The 21,037-nt window shown below is 66.9% G+C and carries 23 protein-coding genes; 12 read left to right on the plus strand and 11 right to left on the minus strand.

Translation table 11 applies throughout. From position 1 onward, the window contains the following. Window positions 1-60 precede the first annotated feature (60 nt). The gene (locus VHK65_13110) at window positions 61-393 is read left to right on the plus strand and encodes a spore germination protein GerW family protein (protein HVS07084.1); all 333 of its coding nucleotides are present in this window, start codon (window positions 61-63) and stop codon (window positions 391-393) included. After that, window positions 393-1,643 (plus strand): cysteine desulfurase-like protein, encoded by a 1,251-nt coding sequence (locus tag VHK65_13115; protein HVS07085.1) that lies wholly within the window; start codon window positions 393-395, stop codon window positions 1,641-1,643. Before VHK65_13110 ends, VHK65_13115 begins: the two co-directional genes overlap by 1 nt. Window positions 1,644-1,654: 11 nt before the next feature. Here the strand turns inward: VHK65_13115 and VHK65_13120 are convergent, their stop codons facing one another. From VHK65_13120 to VHK65_13130, 3 genes are read right to left on the minus strand one after another with little or no spacing between them, the layout of a single operon-like run. Next, window positions 1,655-2,584: a DMT family transporter gene (locus VHK65_13120; protein ID HVS07086.1), complete on the minus strand. Its 930-nt coding sequence runs from the start codon at window positions 2,582-2,584 to the stop codon at window positions 1,655-1,657. Beyond that, window positions 2,488-3,585, minus strand: a complete 1,098-nt coding sequence (locus VHK65_13125; protein ID HVS07087.1) for an RDD family protein — start codon at window positions 3,583-3,585, stop codon at window positions 2,488-2,490. The genes VHK65_13120 and VHK65_13125 overlap by 97 nt, the downstream gene beginning before the upstream one ends. A 37-nt stretch (window positions 3,586-3,622) precedes the next feature. Further along, window positions 3,623-5,206 (minus strand): DUF885 domain-containing protein, encoded by a 1,584-nt coding sequence (locus VHK65_13130; protein ID HVS07088.1) that lies wholly within the window; start codon window positions 5,204-5,206, stop codon window positions 3,623-3,625. Window positions 5,207-5,287: 81 nt separating this feature from the next. Between VHK65_13130 and VHK65_13135 the strand changes: the two genes are divergently transcribed. From VHK65_13135 to VHK65_13145, 3 genes are read left to right on the plus strand one after another with little or no spacing between them, the layout of a single operon-like run. After that, window positions 5,288-6,802, plus strand: a complete 1,515-nt coding sequence (locus tag VHK65_13135) for a S8 family peptidase (protein ID HVS07089.1) — start codon at window positions 5,288-5,290, stop codon at window positions 6,800-6,802. 2 nt (window positions 6,803-6,804) lie between these two features. Next, a complete protein-coding gene (locus VHK65_13140) occupies window positions 6,805-7,515 on the plus strand; it encodes a hypothetical protein (protein HVS07090.1) in 711 nt (236 codons plus the stop codon). Window positions 7,516-7,522: 7 nt separating this feature from the next. Continuing rightward, window positions 7,523-8,746 (plus strand): GGDEF domain-containing protein, encoded by a 1,224-nt coding sequence (locus VHK65_13145; protein HVS07091.1) that lies wholly within the window; start codon window positions 7,523-7,525, stop codon window positions 8,744-8,746. Window positions 8,747-8,748: 2 nt separating this feature from the next. On the opposite strand, the gene VHK65_13150 is transcribed toward VHK65_13145, so the two are convergent. Further along, window positions 8,749-9,048, minus strand: coding sequence for a hypothetical protein (locus VHK65_13150; protein HVS07092.1), 300 nt, complete (start codon window positions 9,046-9,048; stop codon window positions 8,749-8,751). A 50-nt stretch (window positions 9,049-9,098) separates the two neighbouring features. Between VHK65_13150 and VHK65_13155 the strand changes: the two genes are divergently transcribed. Next, window positions 9,099-9,524: a DUF2269 family protein gene (locus tag VHK65_13155; GenBank protein ID HVS07093.1), complete on the plus strand. Its 426-nt coding sequence runs from the start codon at window positions 9,099-9,101 to the stop codon at window positions 9,522-9,524. 5 nt (window positions 9,525-9,529) lie between these two features. Then, window positions 9,530-10,117 (plus strand): GNAT family protein, encoded by a 588-nt coding sequence (locus VHK65_13160; GenBank protein ID HVS07094.1) that lies wholly within the window; start codon window positions 9,530-9,532, stop codon window positions 10,115-10,117. On the opposite strand, the gene VHK65_13165 is transcribed toward VHK65_13160, so the two are convergent. The 3 genes from VHK65_13165 to VHK65_13175 form a co-directional block, all read right to left on the minus strand. Further along, window positions 10,114-10,473, minus strand: coding sequence for a hypothetical protein (locus VHK65_13165; protein HVS07095.1), 360 nt, complete (start codon window positions 10,471-10,473; stop codon window positions 10,114-10,116). The genes VHK65_13160 and VHK65_13165 overlap by 4 nt on opposite strands. 74 nt (window positions 10,474-10,547) lie before the next feature. After that, a complete protein-coding gene (locus VHK65_13170) occupies window positions 10,548-13,757 on the minus strand; it encodes an AAA family ATPase (GenBank protein HVS07096.1) in 3,210 nt (1,069 codons plus the stop codon). 15 nt (window positions 13,758-13,772) lie between these two features. Continuing rightward, the gene (locus VHK65_13175) at window positions 13,773-14,867 is read right to left on the minus strand and encodes a metallophosphoesterase (GenBank protein HVS07097.1); all 1,095 of its coding nucleotides are present in this window, start codon (window positions 14,865-14,867) and stop codon (window positions 13,773-13,775) included. A gap of 138 nt (window positions 14,868-15,005) precedes the next feature. On the opposite strand from VHK65_13175, the gene VHK65_13180 reads away from it, so the two are divergent. Continuing rightward, window positions 15,006-15,998, plus strand: a complete 993-nt coding sequence (locus tag VHK65_13180) for a WYL domain-containing protein (GenBank protein ID HVS07098.1) — start codon at window positions 15,006-15,008, stop codon at window positions 15,996-15,998. A gap of 2 nt (window positions 15,999-16,000) precedes the next feature. Further along, window positions 16,001-16,372, plus strand: coding sequence for a cupin domain-containing protein (locus VHK65_13185; GenBank protein ID HVS07099.1), 372 nt, complete (start codon window positions 16,001-16,003; stop codon window positions 16,370-16,372). Between the two features lie 37 nt (window positions 16,373-16,409). Here the strand turns inward: VHK65_13185 and VHK65_13190 are convergent, their stop codons facing one another. Genes VHK65_13190 through VHK65_13200 form a run of 3 tightly spaced genes read right to left on the minus strand, consistent with a single transcriptional unit; the run spans window position 16,410 to window position 18,175 of the window. Further along, a complete protein-coding gene (locus VHK65_13190) occupies window positions 16,410-17,192 on the minus strand; it encodes an SDR family oxidoreductase (GenBank protein HVS07100.1) in 783 nt (260 codons plus the stop codon). 30 nt (window positions 17,193-17,222) lie between these two features. After that, complete coding sequence (locus tag VHK65_13195; protein ID HVS07101.1) at window positions 17,223-17,432, minus strand: hypothetical protein; 210 nt, start codon at window positions 17,430-17,432, stop codon at window positions 17,223-17,225. Further along, entirely contained in the window at window positions 17,429-18,175 is a 747-nt protein-coding gene (locus VHK65_13200) for a uracil-DNA glycosylase family protein (protein HVS07102.1), read from the minus strand. The genes VHK65_13195 and VHK65_13200 overlap by 4 nt, the downstream gene beginning before the upstream one ends. A gap of 61 nt (window positions 18,176-18,236) precedes the next feature. On the opposite strand from VHK65_13200, the gene VHK65_13205 reads away from it, so the two are divergent. Both VHK65_13205 and rmuC read left to right on the plus strand, forming a co-directional pair. After that, window positions 18,237-18,557, plus strand: coding sequence for a rhodanese-like domain-containing protein (locus tag VHK65_13205; protein HVS07103.1), 321 nt, complete (start codon window positions 18,237-18,239; stop codon window positions 18,555-18,557). A 121-nt stretch (window positions 18,558-18,678) separates the two neighbouring features. Then, window positions 18,679-19,782 carry a DNA recombination protein RmuC gene (rmuC, locus tag VHK65_13210; GenBank protein HVS07104.1) on the plus strand — a complete coding sequence of 368 codons (1,104 nt, stop codon included), beginning with the start codon at window positions 18,679-18,681 and terminating at the stop codon, window positions 19,780-19,782. A gap of 34 nt (window positions 19,783-19,816) precedes the next feature. Here rmuC and VHK65_13215 read toward each other — a convergent pair whose 3' ends face one another. Next, window positions 19,817-20,317 (minus strand): IPT/TIG domain-containing protein, encoded by a 501-nt coding sequence (locus tag VHK65_13215; protein HVS07105.1) that lies wholly within the window; start codon window positions 20,315-20,317, stop codon window positions 19,817-19,819. Window positions 20,318-20,520: 203 nt separating this feature from the next. Between VHK65_13215 and VHK65_13220 the strand changes: the two genes are divergently transcribed. Continuing rightward, window positions 20,521-21,037 (plus strand): hypothetical protein (locus tag VHK65_13220; GenBank protein ID HVS07106.1); only part of this gene is annotated, 517 nt, incomplete at its 3' end.

The following is a 21,037-nucleotide window of genomic DNA, read 5'->3' on the forward strand; positions in this document are numbered from 1 at the left end:
AGGCTGGGCTGGAGTCGCCCATCGATTTCGGCCTCACGGCCACCCCCCAGGAGGACTGCGATGCGTGTCATGGATGTCGTCAATGAAGCCAGAGGTGCGATGCGAGTCTCCGAGGTGTTCGGCACGCCCTATGAAAAGGACGGGATCACGATCATTCCCGCGGCCAGGATCTCCGGCGGCGCGGGCGGTGGCGGTGACGAAGGCCAGCAGGCCGGCGGCGCTGGCTTCGGCGTTTCCTCCCGGCCGGTCGGCGCCTTCGTGATCAAGGGCGGTGAGGTCAGCTGGCAGCCGGCCCTCGACCTGAATCGGGTCATCCTGATGGGTCAGTTGGTCGCGATCGTGGCGCTTCTCACCGCCCGCGCCATCGTAAAAGCAACGGCGAAGCGCGGCTGATGGCCGGCCCGACCACGATCGACCTCGACCTCCAGTCCATTCGCCGGCAGTTCCCCGCGCTATCCCTCAAGGTTGATGGAGAGGTGGTCGTCTACCTCGACAATCCCGGCGGCACCCAGGTGCCGCAGCGGGTGATCGACCGCACGGCCGATTACTGGCGGACGATGAATGCGAATCAGGGCGGGACCTCTGTGACCAGCCAGCGCTCGGATGCGCTGATCGCGCAGGTGCGGCAGGCGGCGGCGACGTTCCTCAATGCCGCTTCAGCCGATGAGATCGTCTTCGGCCCCAACATGACGACGCTGACCTTCGCCCTGAGTCGTGCAATCGGGCGCGAGCTAAAGCCGGGCGACGAGATCGTCGTCACCCGGCTCGACCACGACGCCAACGTCTCGCCCTGGCTGGCGCTCCAGGAGCGCGGCGTGACGGTGCGCGTTGTCGACATCCGGGTCCCCGAGTGTACCCTGGACCTCAGCGATCTTCATCGCCAGCTGACGCCGCGCACGCGGCTGGTCGCCGTGACGCACGCGTCGAATGCGGTGGGGACCATCCCCAACCTTGCCGCCGTGTCGCGGGCGGCCCACGCCGCCGGTGCCTGGCTCTGGGTTGACGCGGTTCACTATGGGCCCCACGGTCCGATTGATGTCCGTGCCATCGATTGCGACTTCCTGGTGTGCTCGAGCTACAAGTTCTTCGGTCCGCACCAGGGGATTCTCTATGGGCGCCGCGAGCTGCTACAGCGACTCCGTCCGTACAAGGTCCGGCCGGCGAGCGACGAGGGGCCATCCCGCTGGGAGACCGGTACCCAGAACCACGAGTGCCTCGCCGGCCTGCTTGGCGCGTTCGAGTACCTGGCTGAGCTCGGTGGTGCTGACCAAGTGCTCCGCCCCGCGCTGGAAGCCGCCATGGGTCGCATTCGCCGCCACGAGCGGGCGCTCGTGGCCCGGCTGATCGATGGCCTCCAGCAGATTCCCGGGATCACGCTCTACGGCCTCACCGCACCGGCGGAGTTTGATCATCGGGTGCCAACGGTGTCTCTGACCTGGCCGCCACATCGACCGGAGGCGGTGGCCCGCTGGCTGGCGAACCACCAGGTCTTTGTCACGCATGGCGACCACTATGCAACTGAGCTGATCACGCGGCTGGGCCTCGCCGCCCAGGGCGGAACGCTGCGGATCGGGGTTGTCCACTACAACACGGCGAGCGAAGTCGACCTCGTGCTCGAGCTGCTCGCAGGCTACCGTGGATAGCGTGATCGATATCAGATGCTGATCAACACCACCCCCGCCAACGCCAGCCCGATGCCGGCTCGCTGCGGTCGGGCCATGCGCTCGTTGAGGACGATCCGAGCCAGGATGAGGGTGGCGACCGGATAGAGCGACGAGAGAATGGACACGACGCTCAGCAGTCCAAGGGTCGTCGCAAACGCGAACAGGACATCGGCACCAACGTCGAGGATGCCGACGGCAAACAGGGCCGGCAGGTCGGGGAGCCCCACCTTGATGCGCGAGCGGAAGACCACGCCGAGCACGAGCAGTGCGAGCACGCTCCCGGATCGGGTCGCGAGCACGCCCCAGAGCGGATCCGGCCGGCTCGCATAGCGGATCGCCACCAGGAAGAGGCCGAAGGCCAGCGCGGCGAGCAGCGCCAGGCCAACGCCCGGAAGCAGCCGCCGTCCCGACTCCGCGGGACGGCGATCGAAGGCCAGCAGCGCGATCCCGCCGAGCGCTAGGGCGATACCGAAGAATTGCAGCGCCGTCGGTCGCTCGCCCAGCACCAGGCCAGTCACGATGGGCACCACCGGCCCCATCGCCGCGATGGTCGAGACGACGCTGATCACCCCGATGGCCATCCCGCGGTAGATCGCCGACAACCCGACCAGCCCGGCGAGTCCCGCCACGACGCCCGCGACGATCCAGGGGCCCGGCCGAAGGGGCACCCCGCGAAGGATGACCACGACGGCGATCAACAGGAGGGTCGGTGGCTGGGAGACGAACAGCACCGCGAACACGCCCAGGCGCCGGGTGTTGACGCCGCCAAGGAAGTCGCCGATGCCCCAGCTCACGCTGGCCGCAACGGCCAGCAGGACGGCGGTCAGCGAGCCACTCGACGAACGGTGGTGCCGCTGAGGAGATCGCCGAGCCGCTGGCGCCGGCGGGTGCGCAGGACCAGCGCCGCGTCGACCGGCCAGAGGGGAAGCAAGACCCCAACCAGGTTGCGCAGGGCTGCCCGCCACCAGCCGGGTACGCCATTGGGTCCGTAAACCGAGATGCCCATCAGGGTCTTGCCGATCGTCTGCCCCGTGCGCGCCTCGATCGGGACGCGATACGCCAGCGCGATGACGGCCAGGAGCAGCAGGCCTTCGGGATCGAGGACGATCTCGGCTTTGTCCAGTCCGGATAACGCCGACAGGATCAGGATTGCGCCAATGAACACGATGGCCAGGTCGATCAGGCCGGCCCACACCCGGCGAACGAGCGGGTACTCGCGCCACCCGCGATCCTCGCTGGCGTGGAAAATCGCCGCGTCGATCGTGTCCGCCAGCTCGCGTCGCACGCCCAGCACGATCGGGTCCAGGGCGGAAAGGGCCCCTCGTCGTGCCAGCCAGCGCACCGAGAGGATGATCGCGAGCGCCGCCAGGACGGTCACGGCGATGACGAAGAATCGATGCTCGGCGCGGTGGAACAGCCGGACGGCCGGCTGCCCCGCCAGCGCACCGAGCCCGACAAAGATCGCGATGTAGACGACGACCGACGGGACGAGACCGACGGCAAACGTCAGACGCGGCATCTTGCTGACGCCGGCCACCTGGGTGGTGGTGATCCGAAGCCCCGGAATCAGCCGGCCGATGAAGACCGCCGGCGCCCCGCGACGTTGCAGCAGGTCGGTGGTTCGGTCCAGGGCGGGCCCGAATCCGAGCGCGTCCGCGGCTTTCTGCAGGGCCGGCCGCCCGACGGCGGCGAAGACTTCCCGACCGATCATCGCGCCGAGGATGGTCGCCAGCAAGAGGGCGGCCACGATAGGGATCGGCTCTACGGTATCGCTGGCGATGGCGATCCCGGCAATGATCAACAGCAGATCGCCTGGAGCAAACGGGATGGGGATGCCGGTCTCCTCGATGAAGACCAGGCCGGCGATCACGCCAATCAGCAGATCCCCGCTCAGGCTGCCGATAGAGGTGATGGGATTCATGACGACGCTTGTTCTTCGCCTGCGCCAGGGCAGCCGCTTAGCTGATCAGCTCGCGGATCAACGGGATTGGCATGGATCCACAGCCGAGAAAACCATCGTGGAACGTCTTCAGCGTATACCCGGGGCGGCGCTGCAGGTCGCCCCTGAGCTCGAGGATCAGAAGCTTACCCAGCGTGTAATTCAGGTACATCGGGTCCCAGGCGCCGCGTGTTGCCTCGCGGGTGGCGGGCAGCTCGGTCATGAAGCCGACGGACTGGAACAGGCGAATCGCGTCCGGCATCGTCATCCCCTGGCAATGAAGGCCGAGGGCGACCAGGAATCGGCAATCGCGAAGCAGCGCCTCGAGGCGATGCGCGAGCAGCTGCTTAGGATCACGGGAATAGCCGATCTCCAGCATCATCTCCTCGGCGTAGTGCGCAAAGCCCTCGCCCGTCGTGTAGGTCCAGAAGAGTTGTCGCGTCGGCGACGCGGCATGCCGCTCGTACAGCCCCTGGACGTAATGGCCGGGATACGCCTCGTGGATCGACGTGCCTTCCAGCGTCGCGTAATTCATGTAGCGCAACCATTCCTCGCTCTTGGCTTCATCCCAATCGGCGCCCGGGACGGTCACCCAGTAATGGCTGTCGGTGGCCACCGTTTCGAGCGGTCCGGCGCTGTCCATGGCGGCGCTGATGTAGGCGGCATACGACGGCGTCGGTTGCACTAGGCAGCGGCCATTACTCGGAAGGGACACCACGTCGCGCTCCACGAGAAAGGTGCGAAGGCGGCCGAGCATCCCGGTCACGTCATCGATGATCGACGCCGCCGTCGGATGGTGGTCTTCTATCCGGGTCACGGCGGCCTGTACGCCCTCGCCCGGTGCGATCTGTTCGGCGGCGGCTTCGGCCGCGGCCCGATTTCGATCGATGTCGGCGCGCACCATCCGCTCGAGCGCGGGGACGTCGAGCTGCACGAATTCGCGCAGGCCCAGCAGGCGCAGGAAGTGGCGCTCGCCGAGGGCATTGGCATCGTCCGCTGTCGTGAGCCTCGCCTTCAGGAACTCCGCAAAATCTCTCGTTTGGCGGCTGGCGATGTCGATGGCCGTGAGCGTTTCACTGTCGCCCCGGGCGGCGGCGCGAACCTCGCCGTCAAGGTACTCGACCCGGCCGTCGGCCGCCTCGATCGCGATCTCGAGGTTGGGCCGGGGAAGCACCGCCTCAAGGTTGTCGCGTGCTGCTTCCAAAAAGCCCGCATACCCGAGCAGGTGGCGCCGAAGGGCGGCCAGCCGATCGCCCAGCGGCGCGTAGGGCCGCTTCAGGTAGAAGCTGACGTCCAGCTCGCTCGGCCCCGCGTAGAACATCGGCTCACGAAATGGAAGACGTAATTCGGTGAGCTCGAAACGCGCCGCTTGCAGCTGAGCGACGAGCGCCCGGCGATCGATGGCCTGGCCCGGGTCGAGTCCCTGCACCTCGCCAATGGTGGAGAGCTGCCGATCGATTTCGGCCACCCGAGCGCCAATCGCGCTTTTGGAAGGGTCGCCGACCACCCCGTCGAAGCCGTGATCACCCATGTAACGGGCGTGGGTCGGTGAAAAACGGAAAAAGCCATTGATTACCTGCCGTTCGGCCGTCGCCCAGTCCACGGCCCTAGAGGCTAGCAGGTGAGCAGTTCGAACCGATAGAGGGGCCGTAAGGCGGCGCTGTTACGTTGGCGTCACCGAATCATGCGCCAGCAGTCACCCTCCAGTCACCCCCTCTCAAGTCTCCATCGTGCGCTTGTGGCCCTGCTGGCAGGTGCTGGCCTGGTCCTGGTGGCACTGCCGGCCGCTCCCACCTGGGCGGCCCAAAACCAGGCCCACCTCGATCGCCACGTGCTCAAGGCGATGCAGACGGGACAGTCGATCCATGTCATAGTCGTCGCCCGGGGCGATCTCAACGTCCTGTGGGCAGACCTCCGACGGACCGGTCTGAAACACACCATGCCCGTGCCGATCGCCCACGGCTTCGCCGTCGATCTGACGCCCGCGCTGATCGACCACTTCCGCCTGGATGCGAACGTTGCACGTCTAATCTATGACGCCCCGGTCAGACTCAGCGATACCCCCTTTAACCCAACAGCGCTGGCGACGGCCTATCCGGCGGTCGTGGACGCGGTGACGAACTGGAGCAATCCGGTGGCGCCGCTCACCGGACAGGGAATCGGGGTCGCCGTGATCGACAGTGGCATCGCGTCACACCCTGACCTGGGGAATCGCATCATCGCGAGCCAGGACTTCAATCCAAACGTCACGGGCACGGATGACCCCTACGGCCACGGCACCGCGGTTGCGGGGATCATAGCCGGGGATGGCACGGCGAGCCTGGGACAGTACATCGGCGTAGCGCCGCAGGCGAACCTCATCAACCTCCGCGTCAACGACGGCACCGGCGGCGCACCGACCTCCGCCATCATGAACGCCATTCTCTGGGCGGTCATCAACAGGAAGGCCTACAACATCCGCGTGCTCAACCTCTCCCTGCAGGCGTCGGTGCAGGAAAGCTACCGCTCCAGCCCGATCGACGCCGCCGTTGAATATGCGTGGCTGAAAGGCCTCGTCGTGGTCGTGGCCGCTGGCAACAGCGGGCCCAACAGTGCGCTCTATGCGCCGGCGAATGATCCGTATGTGATCACGGTTGGGGCGACCGACGACCAGGGCACTACCGCGACGGCCGACGACGCGCTGGCAAGCTTTTCGAGCTATGGCGTGACCCAGGACGGCTTCACCAAGCCGGACGTCGTCGCGCCCGGCCGGCGGATCATTACCACGCTGGCACCGACCAGCAGTTTCGCGCTGAACTACCCAAGCTTCATGGTTGGCACGCAGTACATCCAGCTGAGCGGCACCTCGGTGGCGGCCCCGATGGTCAGCGGGGTGGCGGCGCTCTACCTCGAGAGCAATCCGACCGTGCGCCCGGGCCAGCTCAAGGGCGTGCTGCTCGCGACCAGCAACCCTCTCGCGCTCACCGGCACCGGCGCGGGCTATCCGGACGCCGCGCGTGCCACGGCCTACCTCGGTCTGCTCGGCAATGCCAACCACGGCCTCGACCCCAACAACTACCTCAAAGTGCTCTATATGGCGGCCAAAAACCTGACGACAATGCCGCTGGTCTCGTGGGACACGGTCTCCTGGGACAGCGTGTCCTGGGACAGCGTCTCCTGGGATAGCGTCTCCTGGGACGCCGTCAGCTGGGGTAGCTAGCGATGAAAAGGGGACGACTCTCAACCGCGGCCGTCGCGTACATCACCGGCACCAGCATCCTCGCCATCGCGGTCGCAGTGATCCGCTGGCCTAGCGAAACCCCTGGTAACCTCGTCGTCTTCGCCGTCGTCACCGGCCTCGGCATGCTGGCACATGCGTATCCGATTCAGGGGTTCCGTCACCAGGCCTACCAGGTGACGCTGCCGTTCATCATCATCGCGGCCGCCACGCTGAGCGCCCCGCAGTTGGTGGCGTTCATCGTCTTGATCCACTTGGCCGAGCAGGCCCGGCTTCGCCGGCGGCTCTCCATCCAGTGGTTCAACGTATGCGACTATTACCTCAGCGCAGCCGCAGCGGCTGCCGCCTACCAGAAGGCAGCGCAGCTGCTCCCGGATGATGCGTTCGGCCACGTTACTGCCGCCATTTCGGCAGGCTGTGCCTTTGTCCTCCTCAACCGGGTGTTGTTGGCCGGCGTGCTGTGGTTGGCCCGCGGCCTGTCGCCGCTTGCCTCGGGACTCTTCCAGTCCGAGTTACTGGCGGCTGATCTGATTATCACCTGGATCGCCGGGCCGATGTTGCTGCTCACCCTGCAGAGCGGACCCTGGACGGTGCTCGTCACGGCTGGCCCGTTATTGCTGGCGCGCCCTGCGCTATCGGCCTTGTTGGAACGGCGCCAAGCGCCCGAGCGCGGGGCGGCGGCGCGGGCTGCCTGATGGGTCGATGAACGATCTGCCGCGCGTCGCTCGATTGTATGTGGTCGGCGTGCTGCTCGCGGCGCTGGTCGCCGGTACCGCCGGAGTCCTGCTGGCCCCGCCACGGCTCGCGCTGGCACCCATTGCGCTGCTGCTCCTGCTGTGTGCCACGATTGCCCAGCAGTTCAAGGTCAAGAGTCCGAACCACCAGTCGTATTACACGACGACCGTCTTTTTCTTTGCGGCGGCGACCCTTTTGCACCCCGGTTACGTGGTCGTGATCATCCTCGCGGCTCATGCTGTGGAGTGGCTGCGCGTCCGCACCCGCTGGTACATCCAGGCATTCAATGTGGCGAACTTTCTCCTCTGCTCGATGGCGGCCGGCGCCATCTTCGGCCTACGCCAACCGGGTCATGGCAACGGACGTGCTGTCTTGTTCGCGGTGGTGGCCGGCCTGGCTTTTGTTGGGTTCAACCACCTGCTCACCGCCCTGGTCATCACGTGGGCGCGCGGTATTCCAATCTCTAGGGCCGGCACCCTGGATTGGGAGAACCTCGGCACCGACTTGGCGTTGATGTCGGTCGGCGCACTCGGTTCGCTGCTGTGGCTCACGAATCCATGGCTGGCGCCCCTCTGCCTCGGCCCGCTCTTCTTGATCTACCGGTCGCTGCTGGTTCCCAGCCTGAGAGAGGAGGCGCGCACGGATCCGAAGACCGCGTTGGCCAACATGAAGCACTGGAGCCAGCTGGCCCAGGCGGAGGTCGAGCGCGCCCGACGCTTCGGCCGCCCCCTCAGCGTCGTCCTGGCTGACTTCGACCTACTCCGCGACATCAACAATCGGCATGGGCACCTGGTGGGGGACCAGATGATCCGGCGAGTGGCAGACGCCATTCGGGCCGCACTGCGCGAGTACGATGTGCCCGCCCGTTTCGGCGGCGACGAGTTCGCCATCCTGATGCCGGAGACCGCCCTGGCTGAAGCCATGACCGTGGCTGAGCGGATCCGCCGAGGGGTCGAGTCGATCGAGCTCCAGATCGCGGATGGCTCAAACCTGGCGGCCAGTGTCAGCGTCGGCGTCGCGCTCTTCCCCGGCCACGGTCGGACGGCATCGGACTTGCTTGGGGCAGCCGACCGCGCCGTCTATCAAGCGAAGGCATTGGGCCGCAACCGAGTGTGCGCCTTTGCCGACCCCGATGCTGAGAGTCTGCGCCCGATCCGGATTCCGGTGGCCGCGCGGCGCGAAGCGAGCTAGAGCTAGGTCGACTTCTTGGGCCGCCGGCTTCGCCGGCGATCCGCATGCGCACGCATGAAGGTGTAGGTCTTCTCGGCGGCGTAGCCTTTGTGCACCGCATCCTGGATGCGCGGCCAGAATTCTTCCTTCACCCAGTTACGCGCGACCAGCACCTCGACGCCTGCGAGGCGAAGGTCGCCCTTCTCCAAATCGGACGTTGTATCGCCTCGCTGCAGCGAGCGCACCGCGTCGAGGCTGAGGTTGGGAGTGAGCCATCCGTGCGGGATGAGGACCTCGGCCTGCCCGCGAGGCTCGTCTGGCACGGAGCAACTGTACAACGGCGACCGTCCGAGCCGTAACGTATGCTGCTCACGTGCCGGTGCTGAAAACGCTTCACGTGCTCGGCGCGATCTTCCTGCTGGGCGGCGTGAGCACGCACGCGTTATTGCGTCCAATGGCGGCCCGGGCCGCCGACGTCGCGCAGCACGCGCTCTACCAATTCGGCTGGCGGGTGCAACTGGCTCTCGTCTACACGGGATCGGCGCTGGTGCTCATCACCGGCCTGCTGCTGTGGGTTGGGCATTTCAAGCTCTTCACCGGCTGGCTCCTCCTCGGCTTCCTTCTTTATGTGGCCGCGGCCGGGCTCGACGGCGCCTTCCTGGCTCCCAACTTGCGGCGCGCGCGCGGCGCGAAGGCGGAGGGATCGAGCTCCCTTGCCGGGGCGGCGATGACGATCCAGCTCGTCGCCTGGTTGCTGCTGGTCGTCGTCGTCTTCCTCATGGTCACGCAGCCCTTCTAAGACACTTGGCGCCGCTGGGACCGCTCACGCTGACCGGGGTGCATATCCGGCTCGAGCCGATGCGTCCTTGGCACGCGCGAGCCCTCCTCGAGGCCGGACGCGATGATGCGATCTGGAGCTGGATGCCGGCCCGGCCGGTGACCGTCGAACAAATGGATCGCTGGCTCGAGAAGGCGATGGAGGCCGAGTCGCAGGGCCGCGAGTTTCCCTTTGTTGTCGTCCGCCTCGAGGATAACCGGGTCATCGGCAGCACCCGCTACCTGGACGTGCAGGACGCCGATCGCAGTGTCGAGATCGGCTGGACCTGGTACACGCCGGACGTGTGGGGCGGCGTCGTCAACCCCGAGGCGAAGTACCTGTTGATGCGCCACGCCTTCGACGACTGGCGCGCCGTCCGGGTCGCGCTCAAGACGGACATCAAGAATCTGCGCTCTCAGGCGGCCATCAAGAAGCTGGGGGCCCGCTACGAAGGAACGCTTCGCAACCAGCGCATCCGTCTGGACGGCAGCTATCGCGACACGGTGGTCTTCTCAGTGATCGAGAGTGAGTGGCCCCAGGTGAAGGCCGGTCTCGAAGAGCGGCTGCGCGTCTAGCCTTTCCCGCCTTTCAGCACTCGCAGGCCACCCAGATTTTCGCTTTCCCCCTCGAGCGGGAGAGGCAGCGTGAGAGCGCCTGGATTTACCCGGCCCCGTTTGCGGGTCAGGGTCGCGGAGGGGGCAGCTTGCTTGCGGCGTATCCGGTAGCCGCTGGCGACTTTCGTCGCTGCCGCCTGGGCGGCCGCGATCAGCTCCGCGGCCGCGACGTCCGCGCTGGTGAGCGAATCTGGCTCGAACGCAACCATCTCGCTAACGCAAATCTGGCGCTGGGGATCGATGATGACGACCGCGACAAAGGGCTCCTCACTTGTAATGCTCGGATGGATCTGTGACCACGGAATGACATTGCCCATGACGGGAGCCTAACCCCCCGTTTTGACAGCTGTCTGTCGCAGCGCGGCCGCCGCTGGACGACGCCCCCGCCCAGTTAAGTCGTGACTTCTTCTTCGACCTGGTCCGGGTTGGCTGACCCATTGGCCGGCGCCCCCTCGGCGGACGCCGCGACGAGGGCCGGGCCGGGGAGCCGGATGATGGTCCAGTCGTCGCCCTTCTCAGCGCGTTCGGCGAGCGCCTCGTCCTTGGAGAAGAGGATGACCTGGTGGTCGAGCCGGCCCAATTCGTTCATCGCGGCGCTCAGGCGGCGGCGATCGGCATGCACCAGCGCCTCGTCGAGGAGGAGGGGAGGGGGCTCTGCGTTGCCACCGATGATCCGCGCCAGCGCCAGCCGTTCGAGCAGGTAGATCAGCGAACGGGTGCCGAGACTGAGGTTGTCGACATCTTTATAGGTGCGCTGATCTTGGGTTCGTACCTGCAGCGCGAGGTCGTCGCCGATGCGCACATCACGGTAGCGCCCATTCGTGATCGGGGAGAGCTGGCCCTGGAGTTGCGACTTGAGTCTCGGGATGACGGCCCTGCGGACCGACTTCGCCGCCGCTTCCAGCGTTTCGATGGCGAGGTCGTAGGCGTGGGCCTCGGCTTCGAGTTCCTGGAGCTGCTCGCGGGCGGTCGCGATCTCCTCTTCGAGCGAGGCGACGTCGCCGATCTGGGTGAGCCGGTCGTTCAAGAGCTCCTCTGCCCGTGCCCGTTCTTCCTGGGCTCGCTCCTTGCTGCTGCGGTGCTGGTCGCGCTGCCGTTCGAGCTCGGCCAGCGGCAGCGCGGCGAACTCCGCCACCGCAGCCGAGTCCACGCCCCGGCTGACCTCGTCAATCTGGCGAGCCAGGTCATCGACCAGCTGGCGGAGCGATGCCCCTTCGTCGCTGGACGCGGTGCCCCGTCGGCCCTCCAGCTCGGCGAGCCTCGCGCTCGACGCGCGGTAGGCCTCCGCGTGGCTGACCCCGGCGTCCCAGGCCTGGGCCGCACGCTCCATGTCGGTCTCGGCGATGCCGGCCGGCGCATAGATGGCGGCGAGCTGACGAGCATAATCGTCGGCCTTGGCGCGCTCGGCGACCGAGCGCTGGCCCGGCGCCCGAAGTTGCTCCAGCTGGGCGTCGAGTTGCTCGATCCTGGTGCGGACCTGTTGCGCCGCGCGTGCGGCCTCGCAACTCGCCATGAAATCGCGGGCGGCACCGAGCGCCTCGCGTCGGTCGAACCCCAACTGGTCGAGCAGGCTGTGCAGCCGCTGGCGCAGGGACTCCCGACGCTGATCCATCTCGGATTCGGCGCGGGATGCGTCCTGCGCTCGCTCGCTGGCGGCGTTCCAGGCGAGCGTGTCCTGGGACAGTGACTCGACCTCGCGGGCGACCTCGTCAACGGCCTCCTCGGTCGGCGCGGGCTGCGGAAGTCCCCACGATCCGACCAGCTCGCGTAGGCTGCGCCCCGCCGCTTGCGCGCGTTCCTCCAACTCGGTGGCCTGGCGGTCGAGCTCGAGACGTGTGGCGTCGTAGCGGACCTTCTGCAGGTGCTCGACCAGGGCCTGCTGCAGTTCCGCCGAGCTGCGGACGCCCCAAGGCTGGAGGATCTCACGACGCTTGACCCGCGCCTCGTCCTTGGCGCGGAGCCGGCGATCGACCTCGCGAACGGCGGCGCCGCGCACCCAGATGCCGATGCCAGTGGACAGGACACCCATGCCAAGGAGGAAGAAGGCCGCCCCGCTGAGAGGAAGAGGCATGCCCCCTTGCAATGCGAGGAAGGCAACCAAAATGGCCATCGCGGTGAGCAGCAGCCCACCCAGCATCGCCCCCAGGAAGGTTCGCTGCCGGCTTCGGGCACGTTCCGCCATCGCTTCCTCGCGTCGCATCGACTCCTCGGCCTGCTGACCGTTCTTGATGACGTCGGGGACTTCTTTGTAGCGGGCGATGTCGTGTTTGAGCTGCTCCAGGCGCGGCGGCAGCTCGGCGCCCGCCCGGCGCCGTGCCTCGAGCGCCACGTTGTGGCGTTCGTGCCATTCGGAGAAGACGCGCTGGAATTCCATCTGACGGGCGGGCCAGTCGAGGTTGTTCCCGATCAGGCCTGGGTGCCGCTCTGCGATCCGCCGAGCCTCCTCCGCCGCGGTTTGGGCCCGGAGGTGGACCTCGGGCGCCTGGGTATCGGCGACGTTGAGTGTGGAAAGTAGCTCCCGGACGGCGGGCTCGTGCCCGAGCGCCGCTTCGTCGATGCCGCGGGCTCGCGTTTCGTGGCCCTGGGCCTCGGAATCGAGCTTCTGGCGCTCCGCTTCGAGCTCGCGCACGTGCGCACTCGTCTCCGCCGCCCGACCTTCGAAGTCCGCCTGCGTCTCCCTCGATGCGCGCAGGTGGCTCCGCAGTTCCTGCACCTCCGCCTGGCGGTCGAGGGGGAACATCGCGAAACGGGTGTGCTCCTCCTGGCGGGCCCGTTCCTCGGCGAGCGCGTGCTCGAGCATGTCGACCCGCTCCAACCGGTGACGCGCATCCTGCAGGCGTGACGCGAGCAGGGCCGCCTCGAGCGTTTGGACGATCCCCAGCTCGGCCTCGGTCAGTGCCGAGACGGTCTCCCGCTTCTGCGCCAGCTCGTCGACGGCGGCACGTGCCTGGCGGGCGGCGGCAAGCTGTCGCTCCAGCTCCGTTAGGCGAGCCTCGAGATCATGCAGCGGGCCGGTGCGCCCGCGCGGCTTGCCGATTCGATGGGTCCGCTCCTGGCGGAGGCGATCGAGCACTTTCTGCGCCGTCCGGTCGGGATGCGCCGAGTCCGCCAGGGCGACGATCGCCTCCTTGATCGTGCCGGCGTCTTCCAGGCGCAGCACCTCGCTGCGCGAGATGCACGCCGTGTTGGTGTAGATATCGCGGCTGACGCCGAGCAGCTGGCGTCCGACCTGCAATCCGCCGGAGGCATCCCGCTCGAAGCGGTCGCCCAGCTCCGCGCCCGTGCTGATGTCGAAGACGCGAACCGTCTCAGCGTCGAGATCGCGCTCGATGCGCAGCTGGGTCCCGTCCTCCAGCACCACCTCTAGCGCCAGCCCGAAGTTGCCACCTTGCCAGGGGCGCCACCGGTCGGCGCGCTCCACCAGCGCAGAGCGCGCACGATCGCCCGACTGCAGCCCGTAGAGGCCGGTCACGATCGCCTCCTGCAGGGTGGACTTTCCTGCCTCATTCGGCCCGACGACGACGTTCATCGTGGGGCCGAAGCGCAGGTCCATCCCCTGAAGGCTGCCGAAGCCCTCGATTTCGATCCGGGTTAACTGCACGGTGGACTCATGGCGTCATTCGTCGAAGGCGTCGAGTGCGAGCTGCAAGGCGCGGCCCACCGCCTGTTCCTCCTGGCGAGACCCCTGTTTGTGGTCGACCAGCTTGCGCACCATCTCGCCCCGGCTGGTGAACTCCTGAGCGGCGGCCTCGAGGTCGTGCGACATCCGGGAGTGGTCACGGAACTCGAGATAGGCGAAGCCGTCGCTGCACTCCGTTGCCAGTGCCTGCGGATCCAGGGTCAGCGCGTGGTCGCGTTCACCGACCAGCGTGGCTCGAATGATGCCGCCATCGAGCCGCCTCTCCTCCCGCATCGTCATCACCGCGTCGCGGACCTGCTCGAGGCGGGTCATCCCGGTGACGTCAATCGTCTCCTGGGCGAACTGCCGTAGGTTGATATCTTCCAGCAACACCTGCAGGTCGCCGTTATCGTCGACCGTCAGCAGCCCGGTGCAGTGACGGCCGGATTCGCTCCAGCCGAGGGGCTCCGGGCTGCCGGGATAAGTGATCGATTCAGTGGTTCTGCCGTCGTGATAATGGCCAAGGAGGGCGTGACGAAAGCCGGCCTCCTCGACCTGGGCGGGCAGGATGGGTTTATAGGGCGTCACACCTTCTGGCACCTGGCTCATGTCTGACGCGTGAAGCAGCAGCAGATGTGTGCCGGCCTCGCGCCGCGGGAAATCACGCAAAGCCGCCTCTGCCACGTCGGGGCGCATGAAGCCGGCCGTCCAGATGTTGACATCCCCATAGCGGTAGGGTCGCAGATCCTCATGTGCCGCGACCGTGACATTCTCGGGCCAGCGCAGGTACCGGTAGGGTGAGCTCGGCAATGCCGGATCTGCATGGCCGGGCGCGATCAGGACCGGCAACCGGGCATCGCCCAGAGTTTGCACGATGAAGCTTGCCGTTTCGCGGGTCACGTGATCGTGCTCGAAGAGATCGCCCCCGCAGGTGATCAGGTCGGCCTGGGCCTGTTTAGCCCGTTCGATGATCCGTTGGAGGGCGGCGCGAAGATCCTCACGGCGTCGTTGTGCCCCGACGCCGTAGAGGCGCTCACTCGCGAAGGACCGGTCGAGATGCAGGTCAGCGAAATGGAGCAGGCGAAGGGCCACAAATCCCCCGTAACCACGCGAATTGTGCCTGGCGCGATGGCATAAGCGGGCGCGAAAGCGTGCCCATTATAAAGGTTGGGCTGAATTTGTTCCGAAGCAACCGGCGTGGCGATAACTGCGCCTAGACTGGACGGCGAAGTGGGCTCGTTCGAGAAGGGGGATCGTGGGGCACGGATCCTGAAGATCCAGACCCTGCTCCAGGGCAATCCCCACGGTTTGGCGACAGGCGAGATCGCGCGCCGTACCGGCGTCAATCCGCGGACCACCTATCGCGACATCAAGGCGCTCGAAGCGATGAACGTGCCCGTCTATGAGGACAACGGGCGGTTCGCGATCGACCCGAACTACTTCGTGGCTCCCGTGAAGTTCACCCTGCGCGAGGCGATGGCGTTGCTGATGGGTGTTCGCTTGATGCACCGACATCGCGACCAGGCTGATCCCGACGTGGCCGACGCGTTCACCAAGCTGGCGGCCGTGCTGCCGGCCCCCGTCGCGGAGTACGTTCACGCCACGGTTCGTCAGATGGCCGATCGTCCGTCGAATCCCATCTACTCGCGGGTTCTCCAGACGGTCGCGCTCAGTTGGGCGGGGCACAGGGCAGTCCGCATCTGGTACCCGACGGCGAATCACGAAGTCAAGCCGCGCGTCATCGAGCCCTATTTCCTCGAGCCCTCCCTGATCGGTCACAGCAGCTACGTGGTGGCGCGCGATCGCGGGCTGAAGGAGATGCGAACCTTCAAGCTGGAACGCATCACCCGGGCCGAGCAAATGCCCGAGACCTATCAGATCCCGGCGGAGTTCGATGTCAACAATTACCTGGCGGGCGCTTGGGGAATCTTCCACTCCGGCGAGCCCGTCGAGGTGCGCTTGCGCTTCTATCCGCCGGCGGCGGCACGGGTGAAGGAATCCATCTGGCACCCATCGCAGGCGCTCAGCGATGGGCCGAAGGGCTCGGTGAACATGGCGGTCACCGTGACGGGCACCGTCGAGATCACCCCGTGGATCTTGGGATGGGGCGATGCGGTCGAGGTCCTGGCGCCCGCGGACCTGCGCAAGAAGATCAGCGACGTAGGCACGAAAATGGCAGCGCGCAATGAGGATCAGGGCGGGGGCCGTAAGAAAGGAGGATGACCGTGAGCGTTTTTCAGACCGTCGCAAAACTGAAGCCGACGCGTATCTGGGACGGGGTGCTCGCGCGAACGGTGAATGGCGACCGGCTCAGCATCGGTTTCGTCGACATCGATGCGAACATGCTGGTTCCGGAGCACCGGCACGAGAACGAGCAAGTCGGGTTCGTCCTCCGTGGCTCGGTGACCATGGTGGTCGACGGCCAGGCACGCGAGTTGCGGGTGGGGGAGACGTACACGATCGCCAGCCAGGTTCCCCACTCGGCCAAAGCGGGCGCCGACGGCGTCTCGGTGGTGGACGTCTTCGCACCGGTTCGCGAGGACTGGAAGTCCAAACCCACCGTCGATCCGTTCCCTGGTCGCTGGCCCGAGAAGTAGTTTCCCTGTCCGCTGGCGGGGGATCGTCGTGGATGGGTTAGAAGAGCCCGCGATACTCCCCGCCATCGACGGCGAGCGTGGTTCCGGTGATGAAGCTGGCGGCGTCGCCGGCCAGGAAGACGACCGCGGCGGCCAGCTCCTCGGGTCGTCCGTGCCGGCCAAGGGGAATGTTGCCGATGCTCGCCGCCGTGAAATCGCTGAGATCGACGCCGAGCTTGAGCGCCTGGTGACGGTTTTCTTCCCTGATGCGATCGGTTTCGAAGCGGCCGGTAAGAATCGAATTCACCCGCACCTCGGGCGCAGCCTCTTTCGCGAGCGTCTTTCCCATCGCGACCACCGCCGGTCGCAGCGCGTTGGAGAGCACGAGATTGTCGACCGGCTGATGCGCCGCGATCGACGTGAGGTTGACGATCGCCCCACCGCCGCGCCGTAGCGTCGGGAGGGAGGCGCGCGTAAGGCGAACGGCGCTCATCAACACCAGGTTGACGGCGTCGGCCCAGGCCTGGTCGTCGAGTTCCGCGACGCTGCCGAGGATGGGCCCCCGCGTGTTGTTGACGAGCACCTCGAGGCCGCCGAGCGCTGCGGTCGCCCAGGCGACGAGGTCGCGGCACTGGTCAGCCTGCCGGACATCCGCGACCTGCGCCACGACGTCGTAACCCTGGTCGCGCAGCGCGCTCGCGGCGGCCTCGATGCGCTGCGCATCGCTCGAGGAGATGGCAACGCGACAACCCTCCGCAGCCAGCGCCCGGGCCGAGGCAAACCCGAGCCCCCGGCTGGCGGCGGTCACCAGCGCCCGGCGTCCTCGGAGCCCGGTTTCCACCGGTCAATACTAAAAGGGCCGCAACGATCTCTAGGCGGCGACGCGCGGTTGCTTGCCGCAGGCGGGGCACGGGGTCCCCGCTTTGAGCTCGGCACGCTTGAAAGCGTGGCCCCCGCAATGCGGGCAGAGCGCACCCGGCCGAAGTGGAACGGCCTGCTCGGCCTTCTGCATGCGCTCGCGGAGATGGCTGTCGTCGTCCTTCTCGATGAAGCGCGGATCGGTGGGCGTCTGCGTGGTCATGCGGCCTTCAACTCCTGCGGAGCGAATTGCTCCGGCCGTAAGCGGTCGCCGATGACGCGCCCGATGACTTCCGGATGCAGCTCGACGCCGCGCTGGAAGGGGTGCACGCTCAAGATGGCCGGCACGGTTCGATTGCCCAGCTGTACATCGAGCACACGGCCATGCAGTGTGGTCATCCGACTCCATCCGTCCCAGGTTTGCATCGTCCGCCACCAGAGGTGGCGAGCGACCGGGCCGCCCATGGCGACGACGAGCTGCGGGTTGATGCTCTCCAGCAGGCTGTGCAGGTGGCGATCGACGCACTGGTTGGTGGCGTCGTCGGTCACCAGGTCGGGGTTTGCCGTCGGGCAACGAACCGCCCAGGTGTGGAAGGCGAGGTCCATCCCGTCGTGCTTCTCCGGTTTCTGCCCGAGCCGGCGGCGCGCGCCGAGCAGCACCGCCCGCACGTACTGGTAGTAGGGCTGGGGCGTGTCCGACGTCATGTGGTGTTCGAGCCCGGCTTCGTGATCGAGCCACTCGCTGAAGGCCTCGTTGCTGGCGCTGGCGGCATCCAGCGGGCTGGGGCTGAGGAAGACGATCGGCGCGTGGGGGTTTCCGAACCCGATCTGCGGCCGGCGGAGCGGCTCAGCCAGTCCGGCGCAGGGGCTGTCGGCACCCCGATCGGCTTCGGCGATCGCGCAGCCGTGCAGCCGCTTGAGCGCGTCCGAGCCGAAGAACTGCAGGTATTGCTGGCCCTTGCTCACGCTGTGAAAACGACGCCGGGTGGCCGGTGAAGCTTGCGCTCCTGCGACTAAGATTTTCTCCATGGCTCCTGTCCCCGGCATCGACGTCACCCAGTTGCGGCGGCGACTTGCGGCCGAGCCGGCGCCCTTTCTCCTCGATGTCCGAGAGCCATGGGAGTACCAGCAGGGCCACGTCCCCGGCGCTCAGCTGATCCCGCTGGGGGAGCTGGAGCAACGCGTCAGCGAGGTGCCCCGCGATCGGCCGGTCCTGGCCATCTGCCACAGCGGGCAGCGGAGCCTGGCGGCCGCCGGCTACCTGCAGCAACTCGGGTACGCCTCGGTCAGCATCGTCGACGGCGGCACGGCCGCCTGGATCGAGCGCGGGTACCCGGTCGATAGATAACCCTCCCCCTGGTGGGGGCGCTCCGACAGACAGCTGTCAAAACCGCCTGCTTGACTTTAAGCGTGCACCCAACCACCATTGACACGACCGTTCGTCTTTTTCACGTCCTGAAGGAGTCCAAGTGAACGTCCTCGAACTGGTCCTCGTGGTCCTGCTGGTGGCCACCCTGCTCTGCCTGGTCGCCCTGCTGATCCGGCGGCCGGCCGCGACCGGTCCATCGGATGCGGTGCTCGCGGCGCTGACGGACCTGGGAGCGCTCAGGTCGAATGTCGAAGCGGTGAGCAATCAGCAGAGTGCGCTGACCCAGTCGCTCGGCATGGTGCAGACGGCGGTTCAGGGCGTCGAGTCCAAGGTCCTCGAGAGCTCGGCCGGGGTGCGAGACGCGATCGGCAAAGACCTGTCTGAGGCGCGCCTCGCGATGGAGCGTTTGAAGGTCGATGCGGAGGAGCGCCGCCGCATGGAGGAAGACGTCCAGGCCTCGGCCCGCCGGATCGAGACCGTTCTGCTGGGCAGCCGCACCCGCGGTGCCGCCGGCGAGAACATCCTTCAGGATGCGTTCCGGCAGTTCCCAGCCGAGATGATCGACATGAACTTCCGCGTCAACGGCAAGGTCGTCGAGTACGCGCTCATCCTCGCGAACGGCAAGCGGCTACCGATCGACAGCAAATGGCCGTCTCCCGAGTTGCTGGACCGGCTCAACGATGGCTTGCAGGAACCGGGGAAAGAGGCAACGATCGTCCAGGAAATCGAGCGGGTTCTTCGCCTGAAGGTCCGGGAGGTCAAGCAATACATCGACCCCGCGGCGACGCTTGGCTTCGCGCTTGCCGCCGTTCCCGACCCGGTCTTCAATGCGTGCCGCCGCGCGCATCTCGAGGCGTATCGCGAAGGCGTGATCCTGATGCCTTACAGCATGACGATTCCATACGTGTTGGCGCTCTTCCGCCTGCACCTGCAATACGCGAAGTCGATCGACCTCGAGAACCTCGAAGGCTACTTGCAGCAAATCGACGACAACGTCGCGTCGCTCGACCGCCTGCTCGAGAACAATATCGCGCGGGGCAGCACCATGATCCAGAACGCCTTTACCGAAGCCAAGCGCAACCTGGGGCAGATGCGTGGCGCGCTGGCCGCGCTGCGCGCGGTGCCGCAGGCGGGATCGGGACCGGAGGCGGAACTCGATCAGGTGGCGGAGCCCGATCTGCAACTCTTGATCTCGAGCCGCTGATCTCCCTCCCGCTTTGGGGGAGGGTCACCGGGCCTTACGCGAGGCCCGGTGTCCGGGCGAGCCGCATGACGAGTAGCAGGAGGAGGAGCAAGCCGCCGCCGACGAGCATCATCATCGTGCTCGGGCGCTGCGAGGGATCGTCGATCACGAGCTCGTCACTCGCCAACGTGGTACCCGCTTCGTTTGTCACCGCGACCGAGTAGGTGCCCTGCGACAGGTTCTCGGGCAGCTTCATGAGCAGGTGATTCGCGTCGGGAACCTGAACGGTGGTCGCCGGCCGGCCGCCCACCTGCACGGTGGTCCCTGGGGTCAGGTGCTGGCCGAGGATCATGATGTTCGGCAGCACGGTCGGGTTGACCTTGACGGGGGTGAGCTGGAAGATCTGGGGCGGAAGGACGGCGGTCGGCCTGGCCGGGGCGGGCGTAGCCGGACGCGTTGGCTTGGATGGCTTGGTGGCCGCGTAGGCCGGGAGGGTCAGGGCGAGCGCCAGCAGGCTTGCCAGACCACCCGCTGCCAGGCGCCGCACTGCTGTCATGGAAAATCCCTCTACTACACCTAACGCGCTTGCCCTTACGCGCCGCGTGGCGATTCGGCCCATTCCCTCTGCGCATGCGGACGTAGCTGTAACCCCTGCCGCAACAAAAAAGCCCCTGCCCAACGGGGCAGGGGCCCTGTGATCTGCCGACTTAGCGGTTGCCGCCTCCGGGCCAGGTCTGCTCCGGGGGACGCTCGCCAATCTTGATCCGCTCCGGGCCGCCGGGCGCGCCGGGCTCGGACTCGCTGCCCATGCCGGGCTCGCTGCCAAATCCACCGAACGAAGGCATCGGCGGCTCAGCCGGCCGCGCCACCGGACGCCCGCCGGTGAATGAGCTCGATGGCTTGGCCGCGGCCGGGGCTGCTGGGGCCGCCGCGCGGACCGCCGGCTTCGAGGCGGCTTTCGGCGCGGTCGCCTTGGCGGGGGCGCTCTTCCGCTTGGCGGGCGCGCTTCGCCTGGCGGTGCTCTTCTTCGCGGTGGTCTTCTTGGCGGTCGACCGCTTCGCGGTGCTCTTCTTCGCCGTCGTGCGCTTGGCGGTCGACTTCTTGCCGCCGGCGCGCTTGGCCGTCGATTTCTTCGCGGTCGACTTCTTCCTAGTCGAGGATTTCTTCTTCGCTGGCATTTTTCCTCCCTCGGATGCGCGATGCAAAGTTCGCGCGTGGTTCATGCGGATGAGGACCCGCGGCTGTTACCTGCGATTTATAGCATCGGCTCTCCGCA

The sequence above is a fragment of the Candidatus Dormiibacterota bacterium genome (assembly GCA_035544955.1).
GTDB lineage: Bacteria > Chloroflexota > Dormibacteria > CF-121 > CF-121 > CF-13.

What these genes read in the sequence shown, in the direction of transcription:
- VHK65_13110 (HVS07084.1), top strand. Translation starts at nt 61, where the DNA reads ATGCGTGTCATGGATGTCGTCAATGAAGCCAGAGGTGCGATGCGAGTC.
- VHK65_13115 (HVS07085.1), top strand. Translation starts at nt 393, where the DNA reads ATGGCCGGCCCGACCACGATCGACCTCGACCTCCAGTCCATTCGCCGG.
- VHK65_13125 (HVS07087.1), bottom strand. Translation starts at nt 3,585, where the DNA reads ATGAATCCCATCACCTCTATCGGCAGCCTGAGCGGGGATCTGCTGATT.
- VHK65_13135 (HVS07089.1), top strand. Translation starts at nt 5,288, where the DNA reads ATGCGCCAGCAGTCACCCTCCAGTCACCCCCTCTCAAGTCTCCATCGT.
- VHK65_13140 (HVS07090.1), top strand. Translation starts at nt 6,805, where the DNA reads ATGAAAAGGGGACGACTCTCAACCGCGGCCGTCGCGTACATCACCGGC.
- VHK65_13145 (HVS07091.1), top strand. Translation starts at nt 7,523, where the DNA reads ATGAACGATCTGCCGCGCGTCGCTCGATTGTATGTGGTCGGCGTGCTG.
- VHK65_13165 (HVS07095.1), bottom strand. Translation starts at nt 10,473, where the DNA reads ATGGGCAATGTCATTCCGTGGTCACAGATCCATCCGAGCATTACAAGT.
- VHK65_13195 (HVS07101.1), bottom strand. Translation starts at nt 17,432, where the DNA reads ATGACCACGCAGACGCCCACCGATCCGCGCTTCATCGAGAAGGACGAC.
- VHK65_13205 (HVS07103.1), top strand. Translation starts at nt 18,237, where the DNA reads ATGGCTCCTGTCCCCGGCATCGACGTCACCCAGTTGCGGCGGCGACTT.
- VHK65_13215 (HVS07105.1), bottom strand. Translation starts at nt 20,317, where the DNA reads ATGACAGCAGTGCGGCGCCTGGCAGCGGGTGGTCTGGCAAGCCTGCTG.